The organism is Haloferax sp. Atlit-6N (genome assembly GCF_003383195.1).
Taxonomy (GTDB): domain Archaea; phylum Halobacteriota; class Halobacteria; order Halobacteriales; family Haloferacaceae; genus Haloferax; species Haloferax gibbonsii.
On the sequence record NZ_QEQJ01000004.1, the window covers coordinates 100,589 to 121,527 of the forward strand.

Annotated in this window: 26 protein-coding genes; 15 read left to right on the forward strand and 11 right to left on the reverse strand. The window is 67.0% G+C overall.

Annotation, left to right across the window (positions count from 1 at the left end; all coding sequences use genetic code 11):
* Positions 1 to 61: 61 nt before the first annotated feature.
* Together DEQ92_RS14500 and DEQ92_RS14505 are read left to right on the forward strand one after the other, a co-directional pair.
* A complete protein-coding gene (locus DEQ92_RS14500; RefSeq protein WP_004976062.1) occupies positions 62 to 295 on the forward strand; it encodes a DUF2249 domain-containing protein in 234 nt (77 codons plus the stop codon).
* Between the two features lie 110 nt (positions 296 to 405).
* Positions 406 to 1,746 carry a hypothetical protein gene (locus tag DEQ92_RS14505; RefSeq protein ID WP_115821062.1) on the forward strand — a complete coding sequence of 447 codons (1,341 nt, stop codon included), beginning with the start codon at positions 406 to 408 and terminating at the stop codon, positions 1,744 to 1,746.
* Positions 1,747 to 1,778: 32 nt separating this feature from the next.
* On the opposite strand, the gene DEQ92_RS14510 is transcribed toward DEQ92_RS14505, so the two are convergent.
* Entirely contained in the window at positions 1,779 to 2,078 is a 300-nt protein-coding gene (locus DEQ92_RS14510; RefSeq protein WP_004976065.1) for a hypothetical protein, read from the reverse strand.
* Positions 2,079 to 2,221: 143 nt separating this feature from the next.
* Here DEQ92_RS14510 and DEQ92_RS14515 point away from each other — a divergent pair, with 143 nt between their 5' ends.
* A complete protein-coding gene (locus DEQ92_RS14515) occupies positions 2,222 to 2,527 on the forward strand; it encodes a cupin domain-containing protein (RefSeq protein WP_004976066.1) in 306 nt (101 codons plus the stop codon).
* 33 nt (positions 2,528 to 2,560) lie between these two features.
* Here DEQ92_RS14515 and DEQ92_RS14520 read toward each other — a convergent pair whose 3' ends face one another.
* Entirely contained in the window at positions 2,561 to 3,181 is a 621-nt protein-coding gene (locus DEQ92_RS14520; RefSeq protein ID WP_004976067.1) for a hypothetical protein, read from the reverse strand.
* Positions 3,182 to 3,420: 239 nt separating this feature from the next.
* On the reverse strand, positions 3,421 to 3,741 hold the full coding sequence (locus DEQ92_RS14525) for a hypothetical protein (RefSeq protein ID WP_004976068.1): 321 nt from the start codon (positions 3,739 to 3,741) through the stop codon (positions 3,421 to 3,423).
* Between the two features lie 178 nt (positions 3,742 to 3,919).
* Here DEQ92_RS14525 and DEQ92_RS14530 point away from each other — a divergent pair, with 178 nt between their 5' ends.
* On the forward strand, positions 3,920 to 4,255 hold the full coding sequence (locus tag DEQ92_RS14530) for a hypothetical protein (protein WP_004976073.1): 336 nt from the start codon (positions 3,920 to 3,922) through the stop codon (positions 4,253 to 4,255).
* A 137-nt stretch (positions 4,256 to 4,392) separates the two neighbouring features.
* Positions 4,393 to 4,746: a hypothetical protein gene (locus DEQ92_RS23245; RefSeq protein WP_147299499.1), complete on the forward strand. Its 354-nt coding sequence runs from the start codon at positions 4,393 to 4,395 to the stop codon at positions 4,744 to 4,746.
* Between the two features lie 103 nt (positions 4,747 to 4,849).
* On the opposite strand, the gene nirK is transcribed toward DEQ92_RS23245, so the two are convergent.
* The 3 genes from nirK to DEQ92_RS14540 all read right to left on the reverse strand — a co-directional run bounded on the left by nirK (position 4,850) and on the right by DEQ92_RS14540 (position 6,751).
* Positions 4,850 to 5,929 (reverse strand): copper-containing nitrite reductase, encoded by a 1,080-nt coding sequence (gene nirK / locus DEQ92_RS14535; RefSeq protein WP_115821063.1) that lies wholly within the window; start codon positions 5,927 to 5,929, stop codon positions 4,850 to 4,852.
* Positions 5,930 to 6,098: 169 nt separating this feature from the next.
* Positions 6,099 to 6,251 carry an HVO_2142 family zinc finger protein gene (locus DEQ92_RS23450; protein ID WP_008096193.1) on the reverse strand — a complete coding sequence of 51 codons (153 nt, stop codon included), beginning with the start codon at positions 6,249 to 6,251 and terminating at the stop codon, positions 6,099 to 6,101.
* Positions 6,252 to 6,391: 140 nt separating this feature from the next.
* Entirely contained in the window at positions 6,392 to 6,751 is a 360-nt protein-coding gene (locus tag DEQ92_RS14540; protein ID WP_082220651.1) for a DUF2249 domain-containing protein, read from the reverse strand.
* Between the two features lie 32 nt (positions 6,752 to 6,783).
* Here DEQ92_RS14540 and DEQ92_RS14545 point away from each other — a divergent pair, with 32 nt between their 5' ends.
* The 3 genes from DEQ92_RS14545 (at position 6,784) to DEQ92_RS14555 (ending at position 9,200) form a co-directional block, all read left to right on the forward strand.
* On the forward strand, positions 6,784 to 7,956 hold the full coding sequence (locus DEQ92_RS14545; RefSeq protein WP_115821064.1) for a TIGR04053 family radical SAM/SPASM domain-containing protein: 1,173 nt from the start codon (positions 6,784 to 6,786) through the stop codon (positions 7,954 to 7,956).
* 84 nt (positions 7,957 to 8,040) lie between these two features.
* Positions 8,041 to 8,607, forward strand: a complete 567-nt coding sequence (locus DEQ92_RS14550) for a halocyanin domain-containing protein (RefSeq protein ID WP_115821065.1) — start codon at positions 8,041 to 8,043, stop codon at positions 8,605 to 8,607.
* A gap of 95 nt (positions 8,608 to 8,702) precedes the next feature.
* Positions 8,703 to 9,200, forward strand: coding sequence for a hypothetical protein (locus tag DEQ92_RS14555; RefSeq protein ID WP_115821066.1), 498 nt, complete (start codon positions 8,703 to 8,705; stop codon positions 9,198 to 9,200).
* Positions 9,201 to 9,268: 68 nt separating this feature from the next.
* Here the strand turns inward: DEQ92_RS14555 and DEQ92_RS14560 are convergent, their stop codons facing one another.
* Positions 9,269 to 9,538, reverse strand: a complete 270-nt coding sequence (locus tag DEQ92_RS14560) for a type II toxin-antitoxin system HicB family antitoxin (RefSeq protein WP_115821067.1) — start codon at positions 9,536 to 9,538, stop codon at positions 9,269 to 9,271.
* A gap of 174 nt (positions 9,539 to 9,712) precedes the next feature.
* Positions 9,713 to 11,995: a nitric-oxide reductase large subunit gene (locus DEQ92_RS14565; protein ID WP_115821068.1), complete on the reverse strand. Its 2,283-nt coding sequence runs from the start codon at positions 11,993 to 11,995 to the stop codon at positions 9,713 to 9,715.
* Between the two features lie 119 nt (positions 11,996 to 12,114).
* Here DEQ92_RS14565 and DEQ92_RS14570 point away from each other — a divergent pair, with 119 nt between their 5' ends.
* The gene (locus DEQ92_RS14570; RefSeq protein WP_115821069.1) at positions 12,115 to 12,435 is read left to right on the forward strand and encodes a CGCGG family rSAM-modified RiPP protein; all 321 of its coding nucleotides are present in this window, start codon (positions 12,115 to 12,117) and stop codon (positions 12,433 to 12,435) included.
* 60 nt (positions 12,436 to 12,495) lie between these two features.
* Here the strand turns inward: DEQ92_RS14570 and DEQ92_RS14575 are convergent, their stop codons facing one another.
* A complete protein-coding gene (locus DEQ92_RS14575) occupies positions 12,496 to 13,122 on the reverse strand; it encodes a hypothetical protein (protein WP_199522921.1) in 627 nt (208 codons plus the stop codon).
* A 151-nt stretch (positions 13,123 to 13,273) separates the two neighbouring features.
* A complete protein-coding gene (locus DEQ92_RS14580; protein ID WP_115821070.1) occupies positions 13,274 to 14,371 on the reverse strand; it encodes a halocyanin domain-containing protein in 1,098 nt (365 codons plus the stop codon).
* A 156-nt stretch (positions 14,372 to 14,527) separates the two neighbouring features.
* On the opposite strand from DEQ92_RS14580, the gene DEQ92_RS14585 reads away from it, so the two are divergent.
* Complete coding sequence (locus DEQ92_RS14585; protein ID WP_004976105.1) at positions 14,528 to 15,166, forward strand: helix-turn-helix domain-containing protein; 639 nt, start codon at positions 14,528 to 14,530, stop codon at positions 15,164 to 15,166.
* A 3-nt stretch (positions 15,167 to 15,169) separates the two neighbouring features.
* Here the strand turns inward: DEQ92_RS14585 and DEQ92_RS14590 are convergent, their stop codons facing one another.
* The gene (locus DEQ92_RS14590; protein ID WP_004976107.1) at positions 15,170 to 15,538 is read right to left on the reverse strand and encodes a helix-turn-helix domain-containing protein; all 369 of its coding nucleotides are present in this window, start codon (positions 15,536 to 15,538) and stop codon (positions 15,170 to 15,172) included.
* Between the two features lie 254 nt (positions 15,539 to 15,792).
* Between DEQ92_RS14590 and DEQ92_RS14595 the strand changes: the two genes are divergently transcribed.
* From DEQ92_RS14595 to DEQ92_RS14615, 5 genes are all read left to right on the forward strand, one after another.
* A complete protein-coding gene (locus DEQ92_RS14595; RefSeq protein WP_004976108.1) occupies positions 15,793 to 16,950 on the forward strand; it encodes a multicopper oxidase domain-containing protein in 1,158 nt (385 codons plus the stop codon).
* 200 nt (positions 16,951 to 17,150) lie between these two features.
* Entirely contained in the window at positions 17,151 to 17,558 is a 408-nt protein-coding gene (locus tag DEQ92_RS14600) for a hypothetical protein (protein WP_169330636.1), read from the forward strand.
* Between the two features lie 168 nt (positions 17,559 to 17,726).
* Positions 17,727 to 18,152: an EamA family transporter gene (locus DEQ92_RS14605; RefSeq protein ID WP_050459356.1), complete on the forward strand. Its 426-nt coding sequence runs from the start codon at positions 17,727 to 17,729 to the stop codon at positions 18,150 to 18,152.
* A 155-nt stretch (positions 18,153 to 18,307) separates the two neighbouring features.
* On the forward strand, positions 18,308 to 19,756 hold the full coding sequence (thiC, locus tag DEQ92_RS14610; RefSeq protein ID WP_115821071.1) for a phosphomethylpyrimidine synthase ThiC: 1,449 nt from the start codon (positions 18,308 to 18,310) through the stop codon (positions 19,754 to 19,756).
* A 119-nt stretch (positions 19,757 to 19,875) separates the two neighbouring features.
* Complete coding sequence (locus tag DEQ92_RS14615) at positions 19,876 to 20,910, forward strand: sodium:calcium antiporter (protein ID WP_115821072.1); 1,035 nt, start codon at positions 19,876 to 19,878, stop codon at positions 20,908 to 20,910.
* Positions 20,911 to 20,939: the final 29 nt, after the last annotated feature.

Below are 20,939 nucleotides of genomic sequence, written 5' to 3' on the forward strand. Positions count from 1 at the left end.
CCGTGCAAGCGAACGTGTTCGGGGTAATCGACTCGGTGGTCTCCCGCGAGGGACGATACGCATGGCAGACACCACCCTCGACGTGCGCGACCTCCCCCCGGTAGAGCGCCATCCGAAGATTCACGCCGCCTTCGACGACCTCGACGCCGGCGAGTCGCTGACGATTCTCAACGACCACGACCCCAAGCCGCTGTTCTACGAGATGCAGGCGGAAGTCGACGCCTTCGACGCCGACAACTACACCGTCGAACAGCGCGCCCCCGACGAGTTCGCGGCGACGTTCCCGAAGCAGTAGCGTCGCGGCCGCGGGTCGTGACCGCGGTTCCGGCCCGCCTCCCGCGTTTCTCCACCTCGACGAATATGTTCGGAGTCACCGGTAGGACTCCTCGCCGCGCTAGGTCGCGTATGAGCGCCATTCCCGCCGACATCGACACGGCTCGACAGCCACCGATGACGATTCCGCTCCGGCACTTCGTCGTCGCGCTCGGCCTCCTCGCGGCCGCGGTGGGCCTCCGGGTCGGCCTCGCCGTCGGCGTCGCTCCCGGTGCCGCCCGCCTCGCGCACGTCCACCTCCTCGTCGCGGGGTGGGTGTGCGTCACCATCATGGGCGCGATGACGCAGTTCGTCCCGGTCTGGTCCGGCGTCGACCTCTACTCCCGGCGACTCGCGACCGCCCAACTGTGGGCCGTCGGCGTCGGTCTCGTCGGCCTCGCGGGGTGCTTTCTCCTCGGCGCGTTCGCGTGGCTCCCGGTCTTCGGTGCCGCCGCCCTCCTCGGCTTCTGGACGTTCGCCTACAACATGGCGCGCACGCTCTCTCGACTCGACGGCTTCGACGTGACCGAGCGCCACTTCGGCCTCGCAATCGGTTTTCTCGTGGCCGTCACCGGGCTCGGGTTCCTGCTCGCGGTCGACTTCACGCGGCCGCTTTTCGCCGGCGTCGGCGCGACCCACGGGACCGTCCGCGCGGCCCACGTCACGCTCGCCGTCTTCGGCGTCGTCGTGACGACCGTCGTCGGCGCGCTCTACCAACTCGCGACGATGTTCACCCAGACGAAACTCCGCGGCGTCGACGTGTGGCTCCGCCGCGTCGAGGAGGTCGGCTACCCGCTGGGCGTCGTCGCGCTCGCCGGCGGGCGACTCGTCTCCGAGCCGACGCTCGCGCGGGTCGGCGGCGCGCTCGTCGCCCTCTCGCTTCTCGGCGTCGCGGTGATTCTCGCCCGTCGCCTCGTCGAGTCGTCGGTCGACTGGACGCCCATGCTCACCCGGTACGCCGTCGCGGCCGTCGCGCTCGCCGCCTGGGCCGTCCTGACGCTCCCCGCGTGGCTCGCGGCCCCGCTGGCCGGCGACCGCTTGTTCGGCACGCCGGGGGTCGACTCGCTGTTCCTCCTCGGGTTCGTCGGCTTCGTCGTGCTCGGGACGCTCTACCACGTCGTCCCCTTCATCGTCTGGGTCCACCGCTACAGCGACCGCCTCGGCCTCGAACCCGTACCGATGCTCGACGACCTCTACAGCGACCGCCTCGCCCGCCTCGACTTCGCCCTCGTCCTCTCGGGGGTCGCCGTCGTCGTCACGAACGACCTCGCCGGACTCTCTCCGGCCGCCGAGACGGCGGGCTGGACGCTCGTGTTCGTCGGCGTCGCGGCGTTCGCCGCGAACCTCCTGCGGGTCATCTGGCTCCACAGCCCGCAGTCGCTGGTCGGCGGCGCAGTCGCGTCGGCCGCCGATGCGGACGACGGCGCGGACTGAGTCGATTCGTCAGCGACGCGTCTCGGACTCCTTCATTCCATGAGCAGTTCGGGCGCGAGGAAGAGCATCGCGAGCAGACACGTCAGGACGAGAACCGCCGCGAGACGCAGGACCCCGGCTTCTCGCCGTCGATCGTTCGGAAGCGACTCGGCGACGCCGGACAGCGCGGTCCCCGCTATCATGAACAGGAGCCACCCGCCAGACAGGGACTGGTCCACGACGGCGTACTGCCAGTACAGACCCGACATGACGAGCGCGCCGCAGAGCTGGACGACCGGGAAGACGCCGCCGGAGGGCTCGCTGAACACGGTTTCGTCGACGATGGAGGGCATCGAACAGGCCATCGCCCGCGGAGAACAAAATAGCACCTGCTGTCGCTCACCTCGTTCGTTCTCGCTCTCGTCCACAGGTCGTGTCTCCCCCGAACGCGTTCGGCCGCAGGCTTACCGACCGCGCGGCCGACAGTCCAGCCGTGATGCCAGAACACGCCGCGCTCGCCGACCTCCCGCCGCAGATGCACGCGCCCGTCTTCGAGACCGACCGTCCGAAAACCGTCAGGCTCCGCCTCGAAGCCGGCGACGAGGTGCCGGCGCACTCTCACCCCGGCTTCGACATCGTCTTCCACGTCGTCGACGGCCGGATGGAACTCGCGCTCGACGGCGAGACCCACGAGGTCGCGGCGGGGGAGCTGCTGCGGTTCGGCGGCGACCGCGACATCTCGCCGCGCGCGCCAGTCGATAGTACCGCAGTGCTCGTGTTCGCGCCGGCCGGCGACGACTGAGCTGCGGGGTCACGACGGACGAAAAACGGACGCCTACTGCTTTTCGCCCGACAGCCGGTTCAGCGCCGCCTCGAACTCCTCGGACAGCGAAACCGCTCCCGGTTCGGCCTCGTCGTCGCGCTCGCCCGCTGGCGCTCCAGCGACGCGGGTCGAGTCGTTCGTCTCCGCCTGCGCCTGGGCGTCGCCCGCGTCCATCGCGTCGAGCTCCGCGTTGATGGCGTCGGCCTGCTGGTGCATCGGCGCGACGCGGACCCGGACGCGGTCGTAGTCGTGGCGGTCGGCGAGGCCGTTCCACGCCCGAAACGCGCCGACGGTGAGCGTCTTCGACTGCGGGCAAAACGGCGTCGTCGGTGTGAACTCCGCGCGGAGAATCGACGGGTCGTCGCGGTCCTCCGCGTAGCGAAAGCCCGCCTCGGGGTGTCGCCGGTCGAGGTTCAGCCGCGCGAGGTTGTAGCCGAACGTCACGTCGTAGACGCCGCGGTCTTCGAACAGGTCGCGCGCGACCCGGTGGACGGCGACGTGGTCGTCGCCGTCGAGGACGCGGTGACCGTCGAGAAAGGCGTCCGGGCCGGGCAGGTGTTCCGGGACGAACTGGTCGATATCGTCGAAGCGGTCGGCTCGCGACCCGCCGAACAGGGATGGGATGTCTGGCATGGTCCGAAATGGGGTCGCCACGGGCGTAGGCCCACCCCCGAACACGTTCAACGCACCGTTCGGTGCCGGCGCCCGTCGCGGTCGTGGCACGAGTCGATGGTGCTCGGTGCTGTCAAAATTCGTCGTCGCGGGACGGGAGCTACGTATGGACGGGCCAAAGAGTGGCACAGACGGACCGGACACGGCTCGGAGCGTAGGTTACCGAAATATCGCCACGACGGAGACGGCTTCGGACGCACTCATCTCCGATTTATCAATCGCTGAATCCGGTCGCGAACCTCGTCCGCGGAGTCGTATAGCTCGTTGTCAACCGGAGCGAGGACCTCGTCGACGGGTTTCAACCCTCCTTGCGTTTCGACCTCGTAGTCGCCGTAGTTCTCGACGAGTTGCTCCGTCGTGGTCGGGTAGTCCTGAATCTCAAGCGCATCGTCGAGGTCCCCAAGCTGCTCCCCGGGGGCGGGTTCGTCGGCGCGGTCACGCGCCTCTTGGAGCGCTCGTTCGCGCTGGCGCTGTTCTTCGTTGGCCGCTTGCTTGTTTCGGCCCTGTTTGTCGTCTGGCATCCTTGGCACTTCGAAAGCGAACGGGATAATGCTGTGGCCGATTCTCGGTAGTCACTTCCGACATGCGGGTTCTGTCAGGTCCGGCGGGGGTCAACAGCGTCAGGTAGAAAACCGGTCAGTCCGGGGACGACCGGTTGGTGCCGGCGCTCCGTTGCGGTCGGAACGGTCGAGGTACACGATGAATGCCAACCGGCCTCAGAGTGGCTTTATTTTCGGCCCGCATATACGGTACACCACTTGCGGAACGATGCGTGCTCACCAATCGCTCGAAATCCTCGCCGTGGCTATCCTCTACATCTGCGTGTTTGTGATAGTCGTCGGATCTGCGCTTGATTCGATAGCCGGCTTGGAAACGCTCTCGATGGATGCTACGAGGGGTGTTGAACGCACATGGGACTTAGTCTCGAAGCCACAGGGCTGGATTCTCTGTCTCGGCTACGTCCCAGTTCATTTCGCGTACCTGTTCGTCCGCGCACGACTCGCCGGTGAATCGGTTGATTCCTACTGGGACTGACAACCGCCACGATGTGTAATACGCCTCGCTGAACACAGAGTGCGAGTCGGCCACTAGCGACTCGCTGGCGAAATATATTACACGTCCAATCAGTACTCGTTCACGTATGCGTTGCAACCAGCATCGGCCCTCTATCGATGACTGACATCAACGACGAGTTCGGTGGTGTGTGGGGTGGCGTGAGTACGCTGCTAGTCGCAGTACTCGCCATCGGCGTCTTCGTATTCTTGACGAACCCGATCAATACTGGTGGAGTTATCGCCGGAATCGTTTTGGCCCTTATTGGTCTTGTACAGGTTCTTGCCCCTCGCATCTCGCCGTGGTTCAAACGCCTTAGCCGTCACTGGATTGGCCTGTGTTGGATACTCATCGGTGGCGGGATAGCGACTCTCGGGCTTGTTGCCTCGTCAACAACCGGAACGCTCGTTGGTGGAGTTGTACTCGGGGCACTGTTCATACTCTTTGGAAGTGCTGTTGTATTCGGTCGTTGACATCGCCCTCTAAGCGTTGCACGCGTGTTCTCTCAACACCGAGAGGTTTCGACAGAGACGGGCGAAAAACAGCGATCAATGGTTGCCAGTCGGTGCGACGGCGCTACTGCGGGTCAGGGTCGGGGTCGAATATCTCGGGGTCCTCCGGCCCCTCGGCGCGGATGACCGCCATACAACCCTTGCGGGCGACGCGGGACAGCGAGTGGTCGACGAGTTTGAAGTCGCCGGGGACGGGCGAGCTCATCGTCGCGATGGTCGTGCTCCCCGGCGGGACGAGCCGCGTCTGGATGTGGCTCTGGGGCTCCGTCGTCAAAGAGCCGTCCGGGTAGAGCGTCTCCCAGACGCTCCCGATGGGGTGGAAGCTACTGGAGAGGTTCGGCCCCCCGTCGACGAAGTACACCCGGACCGTCTCGCCCGTGCCGACGGTCGCGGCCGGTCCCCGGGCGTTGGGCGTCCACGCGTACTTCTCGCCGTTCATGAGGACGTACGTTGGGTCCTCGTCCCGCATCGACGCGTAGTCGAAGTTGTGCTGGCCCTCCTCGCCGGCGGCCTTGTCAGTGTAGAGTTCGTGCTGGCCGATGTAGACCTCGTGGTCGACCTCGGGAAGACCCTCCGGTGGCTCGACGAGGATGAGGCCGAACATCCCGGCGCTGATGTGCATGTCCATGTTCGGCACGGCGCAGTGGTAGATGTACGCGCCGGGGTAGGTCGCCTTGAACCGCAGGTGCGCCGTCTCGCCGGGGTTCGTCATCGTCGCCTCCGCGCCGCCGCCGGGACCGGCGACCGCGTGGAAGTCGACGTTGTGCGGCATCGCGTTCTCCTCGGGGTTCTCGAACGTCAGGTTCACCGTGTCGCCCTGCCGGACGCGGATGAACGGACCGGGGACCTGCCCGTTGTAGGTCATGTAGGTGAACGTCACGCCGTCTTCGACCTCGGCGGTCACCTCCTCCGGCCGGAGCGTCACGTCGACCTCGGCGGGCTCGCTTCGGTCGATTGGTCCGGGGATATCAGTGGGGTCGGCCGCGACTTGGTCGACCAGATTCGTCGAACGCTGTTGTGTCGGTTCCTCCGTCCCGTCGAGCGACTGCGCGGCGGTCGGCGCTTTCGTCGCACAGCCGGCGAGCGATGCGGCGCCGCCGAGTCCGAGCCACTGGAGCGTCCGTCGCCGAGTCGTAGATAGCATCTGTGTCTCCCTCCGGTTGAATCGAGTGCCCGAACACGGGTATAAACGAACAATGGTTGTACGGTTGAGAGACGCGCTCCGAACATCTTCGCGAGTCGTACCACACCGCGAGACGCGAGCGGGCGCGGTCGCTCCCGAGTGCGCGAGTCCCGAGAAGACGAACGAGGGTTCAGTCGTCGCCGACGAACCGGTCGCGGCGGTACCGACACTGCTCGCAGAAGAACTGCGCGAGTCCCGCTGGCTGCGTGCCGGTGAAGGCCATCTCGGAGCCGCAGTCAGGGCACCATTCGGAGTGGGTGGTATTCGTGTGGTCTGAACTCATACCACGTACAAACGCGTGAGGAGTTATTACATTAACGATTATGCCAAATTAGGTTCGATTGATACGTTTCGGGACGCTAAGGGTGTCGACGACGACGTTAGCGAGGGGCACGCTGGAGGTGAGTCGGTGGTGGCGACGACTCAGGGTTCCCAAATCGCGGTGACGACGCCGTCCTCACGCTCGGCCGAGCAGTAGGCGAACCCCCGGTCGTCGAGCTTCGGGTAGAGGAACTTCGGCTCGCGGTCGTTGAGCTGGACGAACACGGTTTCGCCGTCGAGTGCGGCGAGGCGGTTCATCGTCTCCGTGAGCGGTTCCGGCGGCGGCAGCTCCCGCACGTCGAGGAAGCTCACCGCTCGTTCGCTCGGTGCGTCGAGTCCGTCGAGGTACGCTTCGTGCTCCATACCGGTGTCGTGGGGCCGCCGGAGCAGGAAGTTCACCCCGAACGTGTTCGTCCCGTCGCCGCCGGTCTTGCGGCCGAACGCGTTCGGGGTGTGGCTCACCTTTCACGCCCTCGAACCACCCGACCAGAGCCATGTCTCGACCGCCACACCTCGACACCGACACGGGCACGGGGAGCGACGCGGACGCGCCGCCGACGGCGACCGCCCCGCCTGACCCGTCGAGCATCGACACCTCGCGGCGGCCGTTCGTCCTCATCTGGGAGGTCACCCAGGCGTGCGGCCTCGCGTGCGATCACTGCCGGGCGGACGCGACGCCCGCACGGCACCCCGACGAACTGACGACGGCGGAGGGAACGCGCCTGCTCGACCAGGCCCGCGAGTTCGGCCCCGGGCAGCTCGTCGTCCTCTCCGGCGGCGACCCGCTCGCCCGTTCGGACCTCGTGGACCTCGTCGAGTACGGGACCGACTTGGGCCTCCGGATGACGCTCACCCCGAGCGGGACGTCGTCGCTGACGCCCGAGACGGTCGCCGACCTCGCCGACGCGGGCGTCAAGCGCATGGCGCTCAGCCTCGACGGCGCGACCGCGGCGTCGCACGACGCTTTCCGGGGAGAGGACGGGAGTTTCGAGCAGACCGTCGCGGCCGCCCGTGCGGCCCGCGAGGCCGGCCTCCCGCTCCAGATAAACACGACCGTCTGCGCCGAAACGGTCGACGAACTCCCCGCGCTCTGCGACCTCGTGGCCGACCTCGGGGCGGTCCTCTGGTCCGTGTTCTTCCTCGTCCCCGTCGGGCGCGGGCGCGTTCTCGACCCGATTTCTCCCGAGCGCGCCGAGCGCGTCATGGAGTGGCTGACCGAGGTGAGCGAGGAAGCGCCCTTCGGCGTCAAGACGACCGAAGCGCCCCACTACCGCCGAGTCGCCATCCAGCGCCGGCGGGACGCGAGCGACGCGCCCCCGACCGACGGCATCGGCCGCCGACTCGGCATCACCGCCGGTGACGGCTTCGCCTTCGTCAGCCACACCGGCGAGCTGTTCCCGTCGGGCTTCCTCCCCGCGTCCGCCGGCTCGGTCCGCGACGGCGGACTCGTCGAGCGGTACCGCGAAAGCGACCTCTTCCGGTCGCTCCGGGACCGCGACGCCCTCCGCGGGAAGTGCGGCGCGTGCGAGTTCCGCCACGTCTGCGGCGGCAGTCGCTCGCGGGCGTACGCCCACACCGGCGACCCGCTGGCAAGCGACCCGCTCTGCGGGTACGTGCCCGCCGACTACGACGGACCGATGCCCGGGACTCGGTCGGCGGGCGACTGACGCCTCGGGAGTGGCGGCGCACGGGAAGAACCCCGAACACGTTCGGGATAACCGCTTGCATCCGTCGCCGCCGAGGTGTAGCTGATGACGCGCGACACAACCTTCACGAGACGGCGCTTTACGGCACTGACTGCGACGGCGGCGCTGTCGACGGCGCTCGCCGGCTGTTCCGGCTCCGGCGACGACGCCGCGAACGCGGCCGAAGCGGACGGGGGCGACGCGACGACCGCCGAATCGACCGCGGAGCCGACGACCGAGTCCGGCGGCACGACCGGCGGCGACGACGGTTCCGGCGGCGGGAGCGCCCCGCAGTTCGACGGCTGGTTCGACAACGTGGACAACTACGACGGCGTCTCGGACGAGACGGGGAGTTCGACGGTGACGGTGACAGTGGGTTCGCAGGCGAACGGCGGGGCGTTCGGGTTCGGCCCGGCCGCCGTGCGGGTCTCGACGGGAACCACGGTCGTCTGGGAGTGGAACGGAAAAGGCGGGTCGCACAACGTCGCCGCCGCGGACGGCGGGTTCGAATCGGAGTTGGCGGGCAATAGCGGTCACACGTTCGAACACACCTTCGAGGAGGCCGGGACGTACAGATACGCCTGCACGCCCCACGAGACGCTCGGGATGAAGGGCGCGGTCGTCGTTGAGTAGCGTCCGGCCACGTCGTTTTTCGGTCTGTTTCCGCCCGCAGTCGGTCGGTTCTCGACTGCCGCGAACTTCTTCTTCCGGTGCGACGAATCTCTCGCATGGGCCGTCCACCACTCCTCGCCGCCGCGCGCCGCCGCCCCTCGATGACGTTCGCTCTCGCGGGCGGCGCGTTCGCGCTCTGGTACGTTCTCGCCGACCCGGTCGTCGCGTTGTTGACCGGCGGCGACCCGGCCGCCCCCGCCGCGCCGATGGCGGTGCTCGTCGCCGGGGGGTTTCTCGGCGGCGGTCTGCTCGCCAGCCTGCTCTGGCGGCGACTCGGCGGGGCGAACTCCCGAGTCCGCGGCGCGCTCGTCGGTGGGCTCGTGGGATTGCTCGCGCTCCCGGTCCCGATGTACCTGCTCGAACTCGCGGTGGTCGTCTCGGCGGGCAACCCGTTCGAAGCGTCGCCCGGCGCGGGGGCGGTCTCGGCGCTCGTGGAGACCGTTCTCCTGTTTCTCGTCGTCCCGTTGCTCCTCGGGGCGCTGGGCGTGATTGCGACGCTCGGCGGGACGGTCGTCGTCGGGGCCGCGACGGGGCTGGCGCTCGCGTGGGAGTGAGTCGGGAGAGCCGACATCAACGAGAAATCAGAACGCGTTACTCAGTTCCCGGTGGCCGAGAGTGAAGCTTAGTCGAGAACGTCCGGCGGTTCTTGGCTGCCAGTAGCGTTGTTCGCGGGGTCGATACCTAGTGCACGAAGTTCCTCGTCCGTCGGTTCGCGGCCGCGTTCGCCGGTGTGGACTGCAACGGCGTCGTCGAGGTTATCCAGCGCGTCTTCTCTGGACTCTCCTTGCGTGGTCACGCCCGTATCGACGTCCCTCGCAATCCACCAGCCATCCTCTTGCCAGAGACGAATCTCGCCTTCGTTGGTATCGCCGTTACGAGTCGAACTGGCCATCTTACCTCTAGTTGCCCGATGAACTGTATAAGCATTCGGCATACCGCTCTCACGACCGAAATGAAACCGTGATTCGTTCGGGAACGGGTGAGTGTGATGACCGACTCGCGCGCTCTATGCAGCACGACTTCGAAAAGCGAGCAGAAAATTCGAGGTTCGACGGAGCCTCGCTCGTTAGTCGTCGCCCAGGATGCCCTCGGCGACGGCCATGTCCTCGACGCTCGGGTCGTCGGCGGACTGCCGGAGGACGAACCGCTTTCTGACGAGGTCGGCCGCGTAGATGACCGTCCCGAGGATGATGAGGGAGTCGCCGGGGAGCCGCGCCCAGAACAGCGTCTGAATCAGCGGTTGGTCGTAGAAGGCGACGCTCCGGGCGGCGGCGTAGCTCCCGGTAAACGCCGTCTCCAACTGGAGGAAGCCGACCGGGAGGACGGAGACGAACACCATCAACACGAGGCCGACGTTCCAACACCAGAAGGCGGCGTGCAGCCACGAGCCGTCCCAGCGCTCGGCGTCGATGGAGAGTTGGAGCATGTAGGTGACCATGCCGAGCGCGAGGAAGCCGAACGCGCCGAACATCGCGGCGTGGGCGTGACCGACCGTCAGGTACGTCCCGTGCTCGTAGTAGTTGATGAGCGGGAGGTTGATGAAGAAGCCGAGCACGCCCGCGCCGACGAAGTTCCAGACGCCGCTGGCGACGATGAACATGAACGGCAGGCGGTACGGGAACGACTCGCCCGACATCGCGCGGTACTGCCCGAGCGCCTCGTAGAGGATGAACACCAGCGGGATGAGTTCGAGCGTCGAGAAGACGCTCCCGATGGGCACCCACATGTCGGGCATGCCGACCCACCAGTAGTGGTGCGAGACGCCGATGATGCCCGTGCCCATGACGAGCAGCGCTTGGAGCATGACCGCCTTCTCGGCGCTCCGGCGCGACAGGAGGTTCATCGACACCAGCGTCAGGCCGACGATGGCGACGATGAAGAACTCGAAGGCCCCCTCGACCCACATATGGACGACCCACCAGCGCCAGAACTCCGTGACGGCGATGTTCGTCTCGGGGGTAAAGAGGAAGCCCGCGGTGAACAGGAGGGCGATGGAGCCGCCGGCGTACAGAATCATGTGCGCCAGCCCGTACGGCGGTTCCTTATCGAGAAGCGGCTTCAGGCCGCGGACGGCCAGCCCCGCCCAGATGAGGAAGCCGGCGAGGATGCCGAACTGCCAGAGCTTCCCGACTTCGAGGTATTCGAGCCCCTCGTTGCCGAGAATCCACCACAGCGAGCCGTCGATGTAGCCGTTCGCGCCCAGCCAGATGCCCGACAGGCCGCCGACCACGACGACGACGATCGCGCCGAGGAGGACGTTGATGTACGTCGACTGCTTCGGCGGCTCGTAGCCGGTCAAAAGCGGCGGGAGGAACAGCCCCGCGCCGAGCCACGTCGCGGCGATCCAGAGGATACCGAGGTCGATGTGCCACGTCTTGGCGATGGCGAACGGGAGCAGTTGCAGGATGGGCACGCCGAATATCGACTCGATGCCGAAGAACCCGGCGCGCTCGATGTAGAAGTGCGCGAGTAGGCCGCCCAACAGCACCTGCGCCAAGAACAATCCCGCGGCCACCGGGATGAACCGAAGCGCCGCCCGCTGGCTCGGGAAGACGCTCACGTCGCCCGGCTCGGGCACCGTGATGTCTTCGGCCGACGGCTCGGGGAGTTCGACCGACTTGTACAGCCAGATGCCGAGGCCCGCGCCCGCGACGAGAAGCACCATGGCGATGACGCTCCACGTCATCGAGGCGGCGGTGGCGTCGTTGCCCGCGCCGGGCTGGTACGGCCAGTCGTTCGTGTACGAGTGAGTGCCGTCAGGGCGGTCGGTGTGGGAGAACCAGGCCGTCCACATGGCGAAGTCCGCGAATGCCCGCGCCTCCTCCTCGGAGTCGATCATGTTCGCGGGGACGCCGCGCTCGTGGTCGCCTTCGTGGTAGCGCTCGACGTACTCCTGACGAACCTGCTCGTGGGCGTAGACTTCGGCCGCGGTGTACCGAATCGCGCCGCCCTCGTAGCTGTCGTCGAGGTCTGATTTCACCACGTCGGCGACGGCGGCCTGGTCGGCGGAGTCGAGTTCGTCGTAGGATTCACCGTACCGCTCTTGGGCGTAGTAGTTCCGCATGAACTGGACTTTCAAATCCAGCGCGTCGGCGGTGTAGTCCGCGCCGTAGTACGCGCCGTTGCCCAGTATCGACCCGTGGTTCATCAGGCCGTCTTTCTGGAACACCGTCTTGCCCTCTCGAATCACGTCGCCGCTGACGACGACGTCGCCGTCGGGTCCGACCACCTCGTCGGGGATGGGCGGGGCCTCCTGATAGGCGAACCAGGCGCCCGCGCCCATCACGACGAGGTTGAAGACGAACACGACGACGATTGCCTTCGCGATGGTCTTGCGTTGAAGCTCCATACAGGTCGTGGTTCACACGCCTGCTATAGGCTACACGCGGCGCTTCCCGGCCTCGCACAGCCCGGACGAACATGTTCGGATAGCCGCTCTTTGAGTCGGAAGCCGTCTCTCGAAGTGTGATGACGACCGACTCGCGACCCGCGGACCACGACCGCGAACCGCCCGACTCGGCGACCGACCGCGTCCACGACACGTCGTGGTCGGCGAACCTCGAACACCCGCGGCACGCCGCCGACCGCGACCTCGTGGTCTCGGAGGCGGTCGCCGCGGTCGAACACACGACCGCCGGCCACCACGTCAACCTCGTCACCCACGGCGACCACGGCCACCCGGAGACGTACCTCTACGACGCGCTGGCGGAGCGGTTCGACGGCGTGGCGTACGAGTACGTCGAGCAGTGCGGCTGCGGCGGGCACGTGACGCGGGTGTTCGTCGGGTAGCCGCATCTCGGTCTCGAACGTCCAGACCGATGTCTGCACTCGCGGCGATCCGGTGTCTAGCTACCCCGACGAACCCGGGGTTCCAGCGGTTCCACCGCCGGCGTCCGGTTCGGCGAAGAAGTCGAATTCCAACTCCCCGTCGAGGACGTGCGTGTGCTCGAAAACCCCCGTCTCGACGAGTTCCACGGTACTGTCGACGGCGAGCCTGCGGGCCGATTCCGGCCATTCGGTGACCGCGAGGTTGAGAAACGCGGTCTCGTCGGCGAGCTCGCCGAACCGGTGAACTTCGACGACCGCGGCCGCCCCGTCTCGGAACAGCGACACGGACGGGTGAGGTCTGCGGCCACCCTCGAACGGCCCCCGTAGCGAGAGTCGTGGCGGGGACCCGTCACCGTCGGGTGCCGTAAAGCGCTGTGTGAGCGACCGCAGTTCGGTGTCGCGAGAGTGCGAAATCGAGACGGCGAGCGGTCTCGGGAGGGGCCCGGACGTGGGGTCGACGCCCACGGTGGCGAGGTCTCCGTCGTCTCCATCCCCGTCGAACTGGAGGTATTTTCCCCTGTCTCGGGGGTTGTCGTCGGGCTCGACCACCGGGTCCGTGTGTTCGGTCGGCGACCGGATGGAACCACATCCGGCGGTCAGGGTGGAGGCGGCGGTCAGGGCGGACGCGAGGAACGCGCGGCGGCGCATAGTTGTCAACACGTTGGCGGCAGTAACAATGTTCTGGACCGACGACAGCGCCGGGAGCCGTCGACACCGCCGCGATGGGTTGTCGCCGTCGTCTCGTGACGACCGCGTCGCAGTCGCCCAGTCTTCGAAAGCGCTGCCGGGCCGTGGGCGACTACTCCGACTTCTCTTTCGGATACGTCTCGCCCGCCGACTCGCCACCCTCGCCTTTGAGCCACATGAACGCGCCGAACAGCGCGGGCGACGCCAGCATCGCGCCGAACGTCCCGGCCAGCGCGATGCCGCCGAGGCGCTCCGCCTCGGGGTCGCCGAACGGTTCGGCGACCTGCTCGTTCGACCCGCCCTCGTCGTCGGTGACGACGACCGCGCCCTTCATCCCGAGCGTCTCGTGGGGCGTGCAGGCGTATCTGTACGTCCCGGCCTCCTCGAAGGTGTGTTCGAACGTGTGGTCGCCGGCGCTGACGAGGTCGGACTCGAAGCTCCCGTCCTCGGCGACGACGTTGTGCGACCCGCCCTCGCCGGACCACGTCCACGCCACGGTCGTCCCCTTCGAGACGCGAATCGCCGCGGGACCGAACCCGAACGCCCCGCCGTTCGCCTGCGACCCGACCTCGACCGTCACGCGCTGGAGGCCGGTCTGTCCCTCCACGCCGTCGAAGTTCGAGGTGTTTTCGAACCACGCGTCGAGGTCAACGTCGCCCTCACCGGCGCTCTCGGCAGACGCCTCTGACTCGCCCTCACCGGCCGAGTCGGCCGCCTCGGTCGCGGTCGCGCCGCCGGCGTTGCCGACGACGACTGCGCCCTTCATGCCGAGCGTCTCGTGCGGCGTACAGACGTAGGTGTAGACGCCTTCCGCGTCGAACGTGTGCTCGAACGTGTGGCCGCTGTCGCCGACGAGATCGGACTCGAAACTCCCGTCGCTGGCGGCGACGTTGTGCGAGCCGCCTTTCCCGTTCCACTCCCAGACGACGGTCGTTCCGGGGTCGACGCGAACCGCGGCCGGGCCGAACCCGAACGCCCCGCCGTTCGCCTGCGAACCCACTGTCACCGTCACCGTCGAACTCCCCGTCTCGTCCACCACCCCCTCGTAGTTCGAGGTCTGTGCGAACCACGAGTCGAGGTCGGTCCCCGACTGCGCTCGCGCGGAGTCGGCGACGCCTCCCAGCGCGGTCGTAGAGACGGCCGCGCCGCCGAGGAGTCGAAGTACGGTTCGCCGGCCGAGCGTCGGAGATGTGGAATCGTTCGAACTCATGATTGAGTGCGGCGAGGCGGTGGACCCACCCCGCTCGACACTCGACGGTCGGGGTTCCGGTGAAAAGCCCGTCTCGGTGGTTCCCGAACCGCGGTCGATGGCCGAACATGTTCGGAACTATCTTTGTGCGGCGGGGACGAGTTCGTTTCACTACCGATGCCCCGAGCAACGCTCTCCATCACGCTCCCCGAGCAGGTCTGGGTTTCCGACCTCTCGGGCCGCTATCCGGACGCCGAGTTCACCGTCCTCGCGGCGATGCCGGCCGACGAGACGGGCGTCGGCCTCGTCGAGATACGGGCGGCCGACATCGAGCCGGTCGTCACCACCATCGACGAGTACGAGTCGGTCGTCTCGGTGACGATTCTCGAAGCGCAGCCGGAGCGCGCGCTGGTGCAGTTCGAGACGACCGAGCCGCTGTTGATTCTCACGCTCAGCGAGGTGGGCATCCCGCTGGAACTGCCCATCACCATCGTCGACGGCGAGGTGACCGTCGAGGTGACCGCGCCGCGCGAGAACCTCTCGGAGCTGGGCGAACAGCTCACCCAGTTCGGTATCCCGTTCGACCTCGTCTCCATCCACCAGTCGATAGACACGGAGTCGCTTCTCACCGACGACCAGTACGCGCTCCTCGAGACGGCGGTCGCCGAGGGCTACTACGACACGCCGCGGACGTGCACGCTCACCGGGCTCGCCGAGGCCGTCGGGCTGGCGAAGTCGACGACGAGCGAGAAGCTCCACCGGGCAGAAGGGAAAGTCATGAAGGCGTTTCTCGCGCGAGACGACGCGACGGTCTAACTCTCAGTCGTCGGTCTGGTCGCTGACGGCCGACCACAGCGTCGAGAGCTGGTCCGCGGCGGACCGCGACGGCGACGACACGGAAATCGAGAGGTCGCCCGGTTCGCGCGTCACGACCACCTCTTCGAAGCCGAGCGCGTAGCGGGCGGCCTCGCGGCCGCGGTCGCGTTTCTCCAACAGCCCCGCCTCGACCATCTGTTCGAGCTTTCGGTACACCGTCGAGCGCGGGAGGTCGCACGCGGCGGCGATGTCCGAGGCGGTCATCGGGCCGTCGAGCCGCTTGAGGACGGCGCGACACTGCGTGCTGGTGAGGGCGTCGAACACCGTCTCGAAGTCCGGTTCGAGCGCGTCTGAGAGTGGATTCGTCGACATCTGCGTAGGCTTGGGTTGCTCGGCGCGGCGCGCGCCGTCAGTTCGGGTTCCGATACGCCACCGGGTCGTATGAAAGGTGTGGGCACCAGCGTCGAGTCGGTCGAATCGATGGCCGTCGATTCGCACTGGCACGCCCGACTCGACCGTTTCCCCGCCCGGTACGTATCGACCGCGCCGAACATGTTCGGAGCCGTACTGAGAGACGGGAACCGGCGAGACGGTATTCCACTCCCCCGGGCCAACGACCGACTGTAATGAGCAACTACGTCGGTGCACCCGGTTCGACGGTGTCGCGTCGCGAATTCCTCGCCGCAACGGGGAGCGTCGGAGCGCTCGGCCTCGCGGGGTGCGCAGCGCCCACGAACGGCGACGGCAACGCCGCCGTCGGCGCGGACGAGACGACGGTCGCCCAGACGAGCGAGTCGGCGCTGCCGTACACCAGCCCGCCGGAGGTCGTGCAGGTCGACGAGCAGGGCGGGAAGGTCACCCTCAAGAGCGCGCCGGCGCGCCACGCGGCGCACCCCCTCGAAACGATGGGGGGGCCGGTCGAACTCCCGCAGGTGTGGGCGTTCAGCGCCGACGACGGTGCGCCGAGCGTCCCCGGGCCGATTCTCCGGACGACCGAGGGCAACGACATGGAGGTCACGCTGGACAACACCGACGGGATGCGCCCGCACACGGTCCACTTCCACGGCGTGCGCAAGGCCTGGAAGGACGACGGCGTGCCGACGACGACGGGCATCCGCGTCGACCCCGGCGAGAAACACACCTACACCATCCCGGCGAACGTCCCCGGGACGCACCTCTACCACTGTCACTACCAGACCCACCGGCACATCGAGATGGGGATGTACGGCATCCTCCGCGTCGACCCGAAGGGGTACGAACCGGCCGACAGGGAGTACTTCATGACCGTCCGCGACTGGGACTCGCGGCTCCCCCGGCAGATGGCCGGCGAGAACGTGGCTTACGACCCCCGGAACCGGAAGCCGGACGTGTTCACCGTCAACGGCAAGAGCGCGCCGCGGACGCTCCACCCCGAAGACGGCTCGCCCATCATCGTCGAACGGGGCGACACCGTCCGCATCCACTACGTCAACGCGGGCTACATGAGCCACCCGATGCACATCCACAACCACCGCTTCCAGGTCGTCGAAAAGGACGGCGGCGTCGTCCCCGAGGCCGCCCGCCACGACATGGACGTGACGAACATCGCGCCCGCGGAGCGCCACACCATAGAGTTCACGGCCGACGCCCAACCCGGCATCTACCTCATGCACTGCCACAAGGTCAACCACGTCATGAACGGGAACTTCTACCCCGGCGGCATGCTCGGCGGCGTCGTCTACAAGGAGGCGATGGATACCGACATCTTCGCGAAACTGATGGAGTACGCCGGCTACGAGGGTTGAGGTGACGAGTCGGTAGCGCGGTTCACGCGCGCTTCCGGCGACGTTTCGGCGACTGTTTCTGTGTCAGTGACCCACGGCTGAAGCCGTGGGCTTCCCCCTTGCATCTCTGTGAATCGGTCACGGGCTCAGTCCCCAGTATGAGAGAATCGAATCGTTCAGAAGTGATAACATACTTACTAATGTCGGATGTAGTCGGACGTGTGCAACGCCGCCACGTCCTCCTCGGTGCGGCCACCACGTTGTTCGGGTTCTCCGGCTGTATCGCCCCGTTCACGTCCGACGGATCCCTTCAAGAGGTGAACGTCGAACTCCGGAATACGGACGACGGAGCGCAGACGTTCCACCTCGCGCTCGAAACCGAATCTGGCATGCTAGACTGGGAGTCGCATCGTGTCAACGCGGGCGCTGACGAGCCAGTAACGATAGCCCCAGACAAAGATGTCACCCCGGTCGCAGTACACGGAGTCGTCAAGGACTTCGCCGAGAGAGTCGACATCTTAGGTGTCGATGAGCTTGATGAGAACTACTGTCTCCAATTCCATTTCTGGGACTCCCATCCAATCGACGAACGACCGCAGTTGGCGCAGGTTGCCGACATCGAATGCTAACCGTGGACCCGTTCTGCCGATAGATCCACAGGCGCTACTCGGCAGTTAGTTCAGCGTCGGTGGGGTAGAATAAACGGACCTCCGTGCCGGCATCTCTGCCCGCCCCCTATATACACCAGTCATAATCGAGGTCCGGTTTCTTTTGAACGGCGACGTGAGGCGTTACAGATGGAATTCGCTGAGATGGACTCGGCTGTGTTGTTCGGCCTGGTTACAATGGTGACGTGGGGGATTTGGATAATCTTAGGCAACGCCGCGTCGGAGTCCATGGATCCGCGGACTGCCGCCGCCATCTCGTATCTCGTCGCCGCGCTTCTCGCGTTCGGCTTCATCATCGTTTCAGACGCATCGCTCGCAGTTACCGCAAGGGGAGGTCTCCTTGCCGGCGTGGCCGGGTTGTTCACCGGAATTGGTCTCATTTCGATGTATATCGGGTTCACTCATGGGTCGACGACAGTGGTCTCCACGCTCGGTGCGATGTACTTCGTCGTCGCCGCCGTCATCGGGATGCTCGTTCTCGGAGAGAACCTCACACTCACGAAACTCACGGGTATCGCGTTCGCGGTCGTCGGCATCGTCTTGGTCACTCGATAGATTGAGTCGCCGTCTGTGTCACGCCGCCTCAGACAATGCTCGTGAGGGTTCTGTGGACGTGTTGAACCCGGCGTGAGTCGCCCTCTCCGACGACCATCTCCCGCTGGCCGCGGCTGTCACAACTGTTATTAGCCAGTTGTATCACTAGGTAATCAATGGCGTCGACACAACTCCAGCACGCCCGAGAGGGACGCGTCACCCCTGCGATGGAACGCGTCGCGGAGCGCGAGAACCGCGACCCCGAGTTCGTCAGGAAGCAGGTCGCCGAGGGCCAGGCGGTCGTCCCCGCGAACCGCAACCACGACTCGCTCGACCCGATGATTATCGGCCGCGAGTTCGCCACGAAGGTCAACGCGAACATCGGTAACAGCGAGACGACGAGCGACCTCACCGAGGAGTTGGAGAAGCTCCACACCGCGGTCCACTACGGCGCGGACACGGTGATGGACCTCTCGACGGGGTCGAACCTCGACGAGATTCGCGAGGCGAACGTGGCGTACTCGCCGGTCCCAATCGGCACCGTCCCCATCTACGAGGCGGTCAAGCGCGTCGACAGCCCCGAGGACATCACCCGCGACCTGCTCCTCGAAATCATCGAGAAACAGGCCGAACAGGGCGTCGATTACATGACGATTCACGCGGGCGTGCTGATGGAGCACCTCCCCCTGACCGACGGCCGGAAGACGGGCATCGTCTCCCGCGGCGGCTCCATCCTCGCCCAGTGGATGGAGGAAAACGGCGAGCAGAACCCGCTTTTCGTCGCGTTCGAGGACATCTGCGACATCTTCGCCGAGCACGACGTGACGTTCTCGCTCGGCGACGGCCTCCGACCCGGCTGTCTGGCCGACGCCGGCGACGACGCGCAGTTCGCCGAACTCGACACGCTGGGCGAACTCACGCAGACCGCGTGGGACTACGGCGTGCAGGTGATGGTCGAGGGACCCGGCCACGTCCCGATGGACCAAATCGCCGAGAACGTCGAGCGCCAACAGCAGGTCTGCGACGGCGCGCCGTTCTACGTCCTCGGCCCGCTCGTCACCGACGTGGCTCCGGGCTACGACCACATCACGAGCGCCATCGGCGCGACCGAGGCGGGCCGCGCCGGCGCGGCGATGCTGTGTTACGTCACGCCGAAAGAACACCTCGGGCTTCCCGACCGCGAGGACGTGCGCGAGGGGCTCGCGGCCTACCGAATCGCCGCCCACGCGGCCGACGTGGCGACCGGCCTCCCCGGCGCGCGCGACTGGGACGACGCGCTCTCGGAGGCCCGCTACGAGTTCGACTGGGCGCGGCAGTTCGACCTCGCGCTCGACCCCGAGCGGGCGCGGTCGTACCACGACCAGACGCTCCCCGGCGACAACTACAAGGAGGCGCGCTTCTGCTCGATGTGCGGCGTCGAGTTCTGCTCGATGCGCATCGACCAGGACGCGCGCGAGGCCGACGGCGAGATGGAGACAATCGCGTCCGCGACCGACCTCGACGCGTCGCCGGCGGCCGACGCGAACCTCCCTCCGGTCGGCGCGCACGACACCGACCGCGTCCCCGACGAAATCGAAATCGGCGGCGTCACGTTCACGCCCGAATCGGCCCACGGCGACGACTGACGACCGTCTGAGTTCGCGGGCCATCGACCGAGTCCGCGGGCCACCCGCCGACCGGGCCCCCACCGCCGACCACCCCGTGTCGGTGGGTTCTTTTTCCGCGTCGCTGAAAGGGAGTACCAATGGTCCTCGGCAGTCTCGTCCCGTCGTCGCCGCTCGCGAACGTCGTCGTGATTCTCCTGACGACCGGGCTCATCTGGGTCGGCAGCGGCTGGCTCGAAGAGTCCGCCGACCACCTCGCGGCGTACTACGGCCTCCCCGCGGTCGTCCAGGGCTCCATCATCGTCGCTCTCGGGTCGAGCTTTCCCGAGTTCGCCAGCGTCGCCATCGCCGCCACCGCGGGCGTCTTCGACATGGGCGTCGGCGCAATCGTCGGCTCGGCCATCTTCAACATCCTCGTGATTCCGGCGCTATCGGGGCTCGCCACCGACGGCGACCTCGAAACGAGCCGGCTGGTCGTCTACAAGGAAGCGCAGTTCTACATGGTCGCCGTCGCCACGCTCGTCGTCACGTTCTCGCTGGCGGTCATCTACTTCCCCGTACCCGACGGCCCGGCGCTGACCGGACAGCTCACCCGTCCAGTGGCGCTCATCCCGCTTTTCCTCTACGGCCTCTACCTGTTCATCCAGTGGCAGGACGTCTCGGAGTACGAAGCCGAGAACGCGGGCGTCGCCGACGGCATCGGTCGCGAGTGGATGCGCCTCCTCGGCGGCCTCCTCGTCATCCTCGTCGGCGTCGAGCAACTGGTCGGGAGCGTCGAGTCGCTCAGCGGGACCTTCGGCGTCCCGACGTTCCTCGCGGGCGTCACCGTCGTCGCCGCCGCGACGAGCCTCCCCGACACGCTCGTCAGCGTCCGCTCGGCCGCCGACGGCAACAGCGCGACGAGCCTCGGCAACGTCCTCGGGTCGAACACGTTCGACCTGCTCGTCGCCATCCCCGTGGGCGTCCTCATCGTCGGGAGCGTCCCGGTCGACTTCGCCGTCGCCGTCCCCATGCTGGGCGTGCTGACGCTGGCGACCGTCCTGCTGTTCGGCCTGCTCCGGACGGACCTGTCGCTCTCGCGGGTGGAGTGCTACGCGCTCGGCGCGGCGTATCTCGTCTTCGTCGGGTGGGTCATCGCCGAGACCGCGGGCGTCACGAGCCTGCTTCGGAGCTGACGGGCGGACGCGGGCGTCGTCCGCCGACC

Coding starts and splice junctions, on each gene's coding strand:
- DEQ92_RS14500 (WP_004976062.1), top strand. CDS start 62: ATGGCAGACACCACCCTCGACGTGCGCGACCTCCCCCCGGTAGAGCGC.
- DEQ92_RS14505 (WP_115821062.1), top strand. CDS start 406: ATGAGCGCCATTCCCGCCGACATCGACACGGCTCGACAGCCACCGATG.
- DEQ92_RS14510 (WP_004976065.1), bottom strand. CDS start 2,078: ATGCCCTCCATCGTCGACGAAACCGTGTTCAGCGAGCCCTCCGGCGGC.
- DEQ92_RS14515 (WP_004976066.1), top strand. CDS start 2,222: ATGCCAGAACACGCCGCGCTCGCCGACCTCCCGCCGCAGATGCACGCG.
- DEQ92_RS14520 (WP_004976067.1), bottom strand. CDS start 3,181: ATGCCAGACATCCCATCCCTGTTCGGCGGGTCGCGAGCCGACCGCTTC.
- DEQ92_RS14525 (WP_004976068.1), bottom strand. CDS start 3,741: ATGCCAGACGACAAACAGGGCCGAAACAAGCAAGCGGCCAACGAAGAA.
- DEQ92_RS14530 (WP_004976073.1), top strand. CDS start 3,920: ATGAATGCCAACCGGCCTCAGAGTGGCTTTATTTTCGGCCCGCATATA.
- DEQ92_RS23245 (WP_147299499.1), top strand. CDS start 4,393: ATGACTGACATCAACGACGAGTTCGGTGGTGTGTGGGGTGGCGTGAGT.
- nirK (WP_115821063.1), bottom strand. CDS start 5,929: ATGCTATCTACGACTCGGCGACGGACGCTCCAGTGGCTCGGACTCGGC.
- DEQ92_RS23450 (WP_008096193.1), bottom strand. CDS start 6,251: ATGAGTTCAGACCACACGAATACCACCCACTCCGAATGGTGCCCTGAC.
- DEQ92_RS14545 (WP_115821064.1), top strand. CDS start 6,784: ATGTCTCGACCGCCACACCTCGACACCGACACGGGCACGGGGAGCGAC.
- DEQ92_RS14550 (WP_115821065.1), top strand. CDS start 8,041: ATGACGCGCGACACAACCTTCACGAGACGGCGCTTTACGGCACTGACT.
- DEQ92_RS14555 (WP_115821066.1), top strand. CDS start 8,703: ATGGGCCGTCCACCACTCCTCGCCGCCGCGCGCCGCCGCCCCTCGATG.
- DEQ92_RS14560 (WP_115821067.1), bottom strand. CDS start 9,538: ATGGCCAGTTCGACTCGTAACGGCGATACCAACGAAGGCGAGATTCGT.
- DEQ92_RS14565 (WP_115821068.1), bottom strand. CDS start 11,995: ATGGAGCTTCAACGCAAGACCATCGCGAAGGCAATCGTCGTCGTGTTC.
- DEQ92_RS14570 (WP_115821069.1), top strand. CDS start 12,115: ATGACGACCGACTCGCGACCCGCGGACCACGACCGCGAACCGCCCGAC.
- DEQ92_RS14575 (WP_199522921.1), bottom strand. CDS start 13,122: ATGCGCCGCCGCGCGTTCCTCGCGTCCGCCCTGACCGCCGCCTCCACC.
- DEQ92_RS14580 (WP_115821070.1), bottom strand. CDS start 14,371: ATGAGTTCGAACGATTCCACATCTCCGACGCTCGGCCGGCGAACCGTA.
- DEQ92_RS14585 (WP_004976105.1), top strand. CDS start 14,528: ATGCCCCGAGCAACGCTCTCCATCACGCTCCCCGAGCAGGTCTGGGTT.
- DEQ92_RS14590 (WP_004976107.1), bottom strand. CDS start 15,538: ATGTCGACGAATCCACTCTCAGACGCGCTCGAACCGGACTTCGAGACG.
- DEQ92_RS14595 (WP_004976108.1), top strand. CDS start 15,793: ATGAGCAACTACGTCGGTGCACCCGGTTCGACGGTGTCGCGTCGCGAA.
- DEQ92_RS14605 (WP_050459356.1), top strand. CDS start 17,727: ATGGAATTCGCTGAGATGGACTCGGCTGTGTTGTTCGGCCTGGTTACA.
- thiC (WP_115821071.1), top strand. CDS start 18,308: ATGGCGTCGACACAACTCCAGCACGCCCGAGAGGGACGCGTCACCCCT.
- DEQ92_RS14615 (WP_115821072.1), top strand. CDS start 19,876: ATGGTCCTCGGCAGTCTCGTCCCGTCGTCGCCGCTCGCGAACGTCGTC.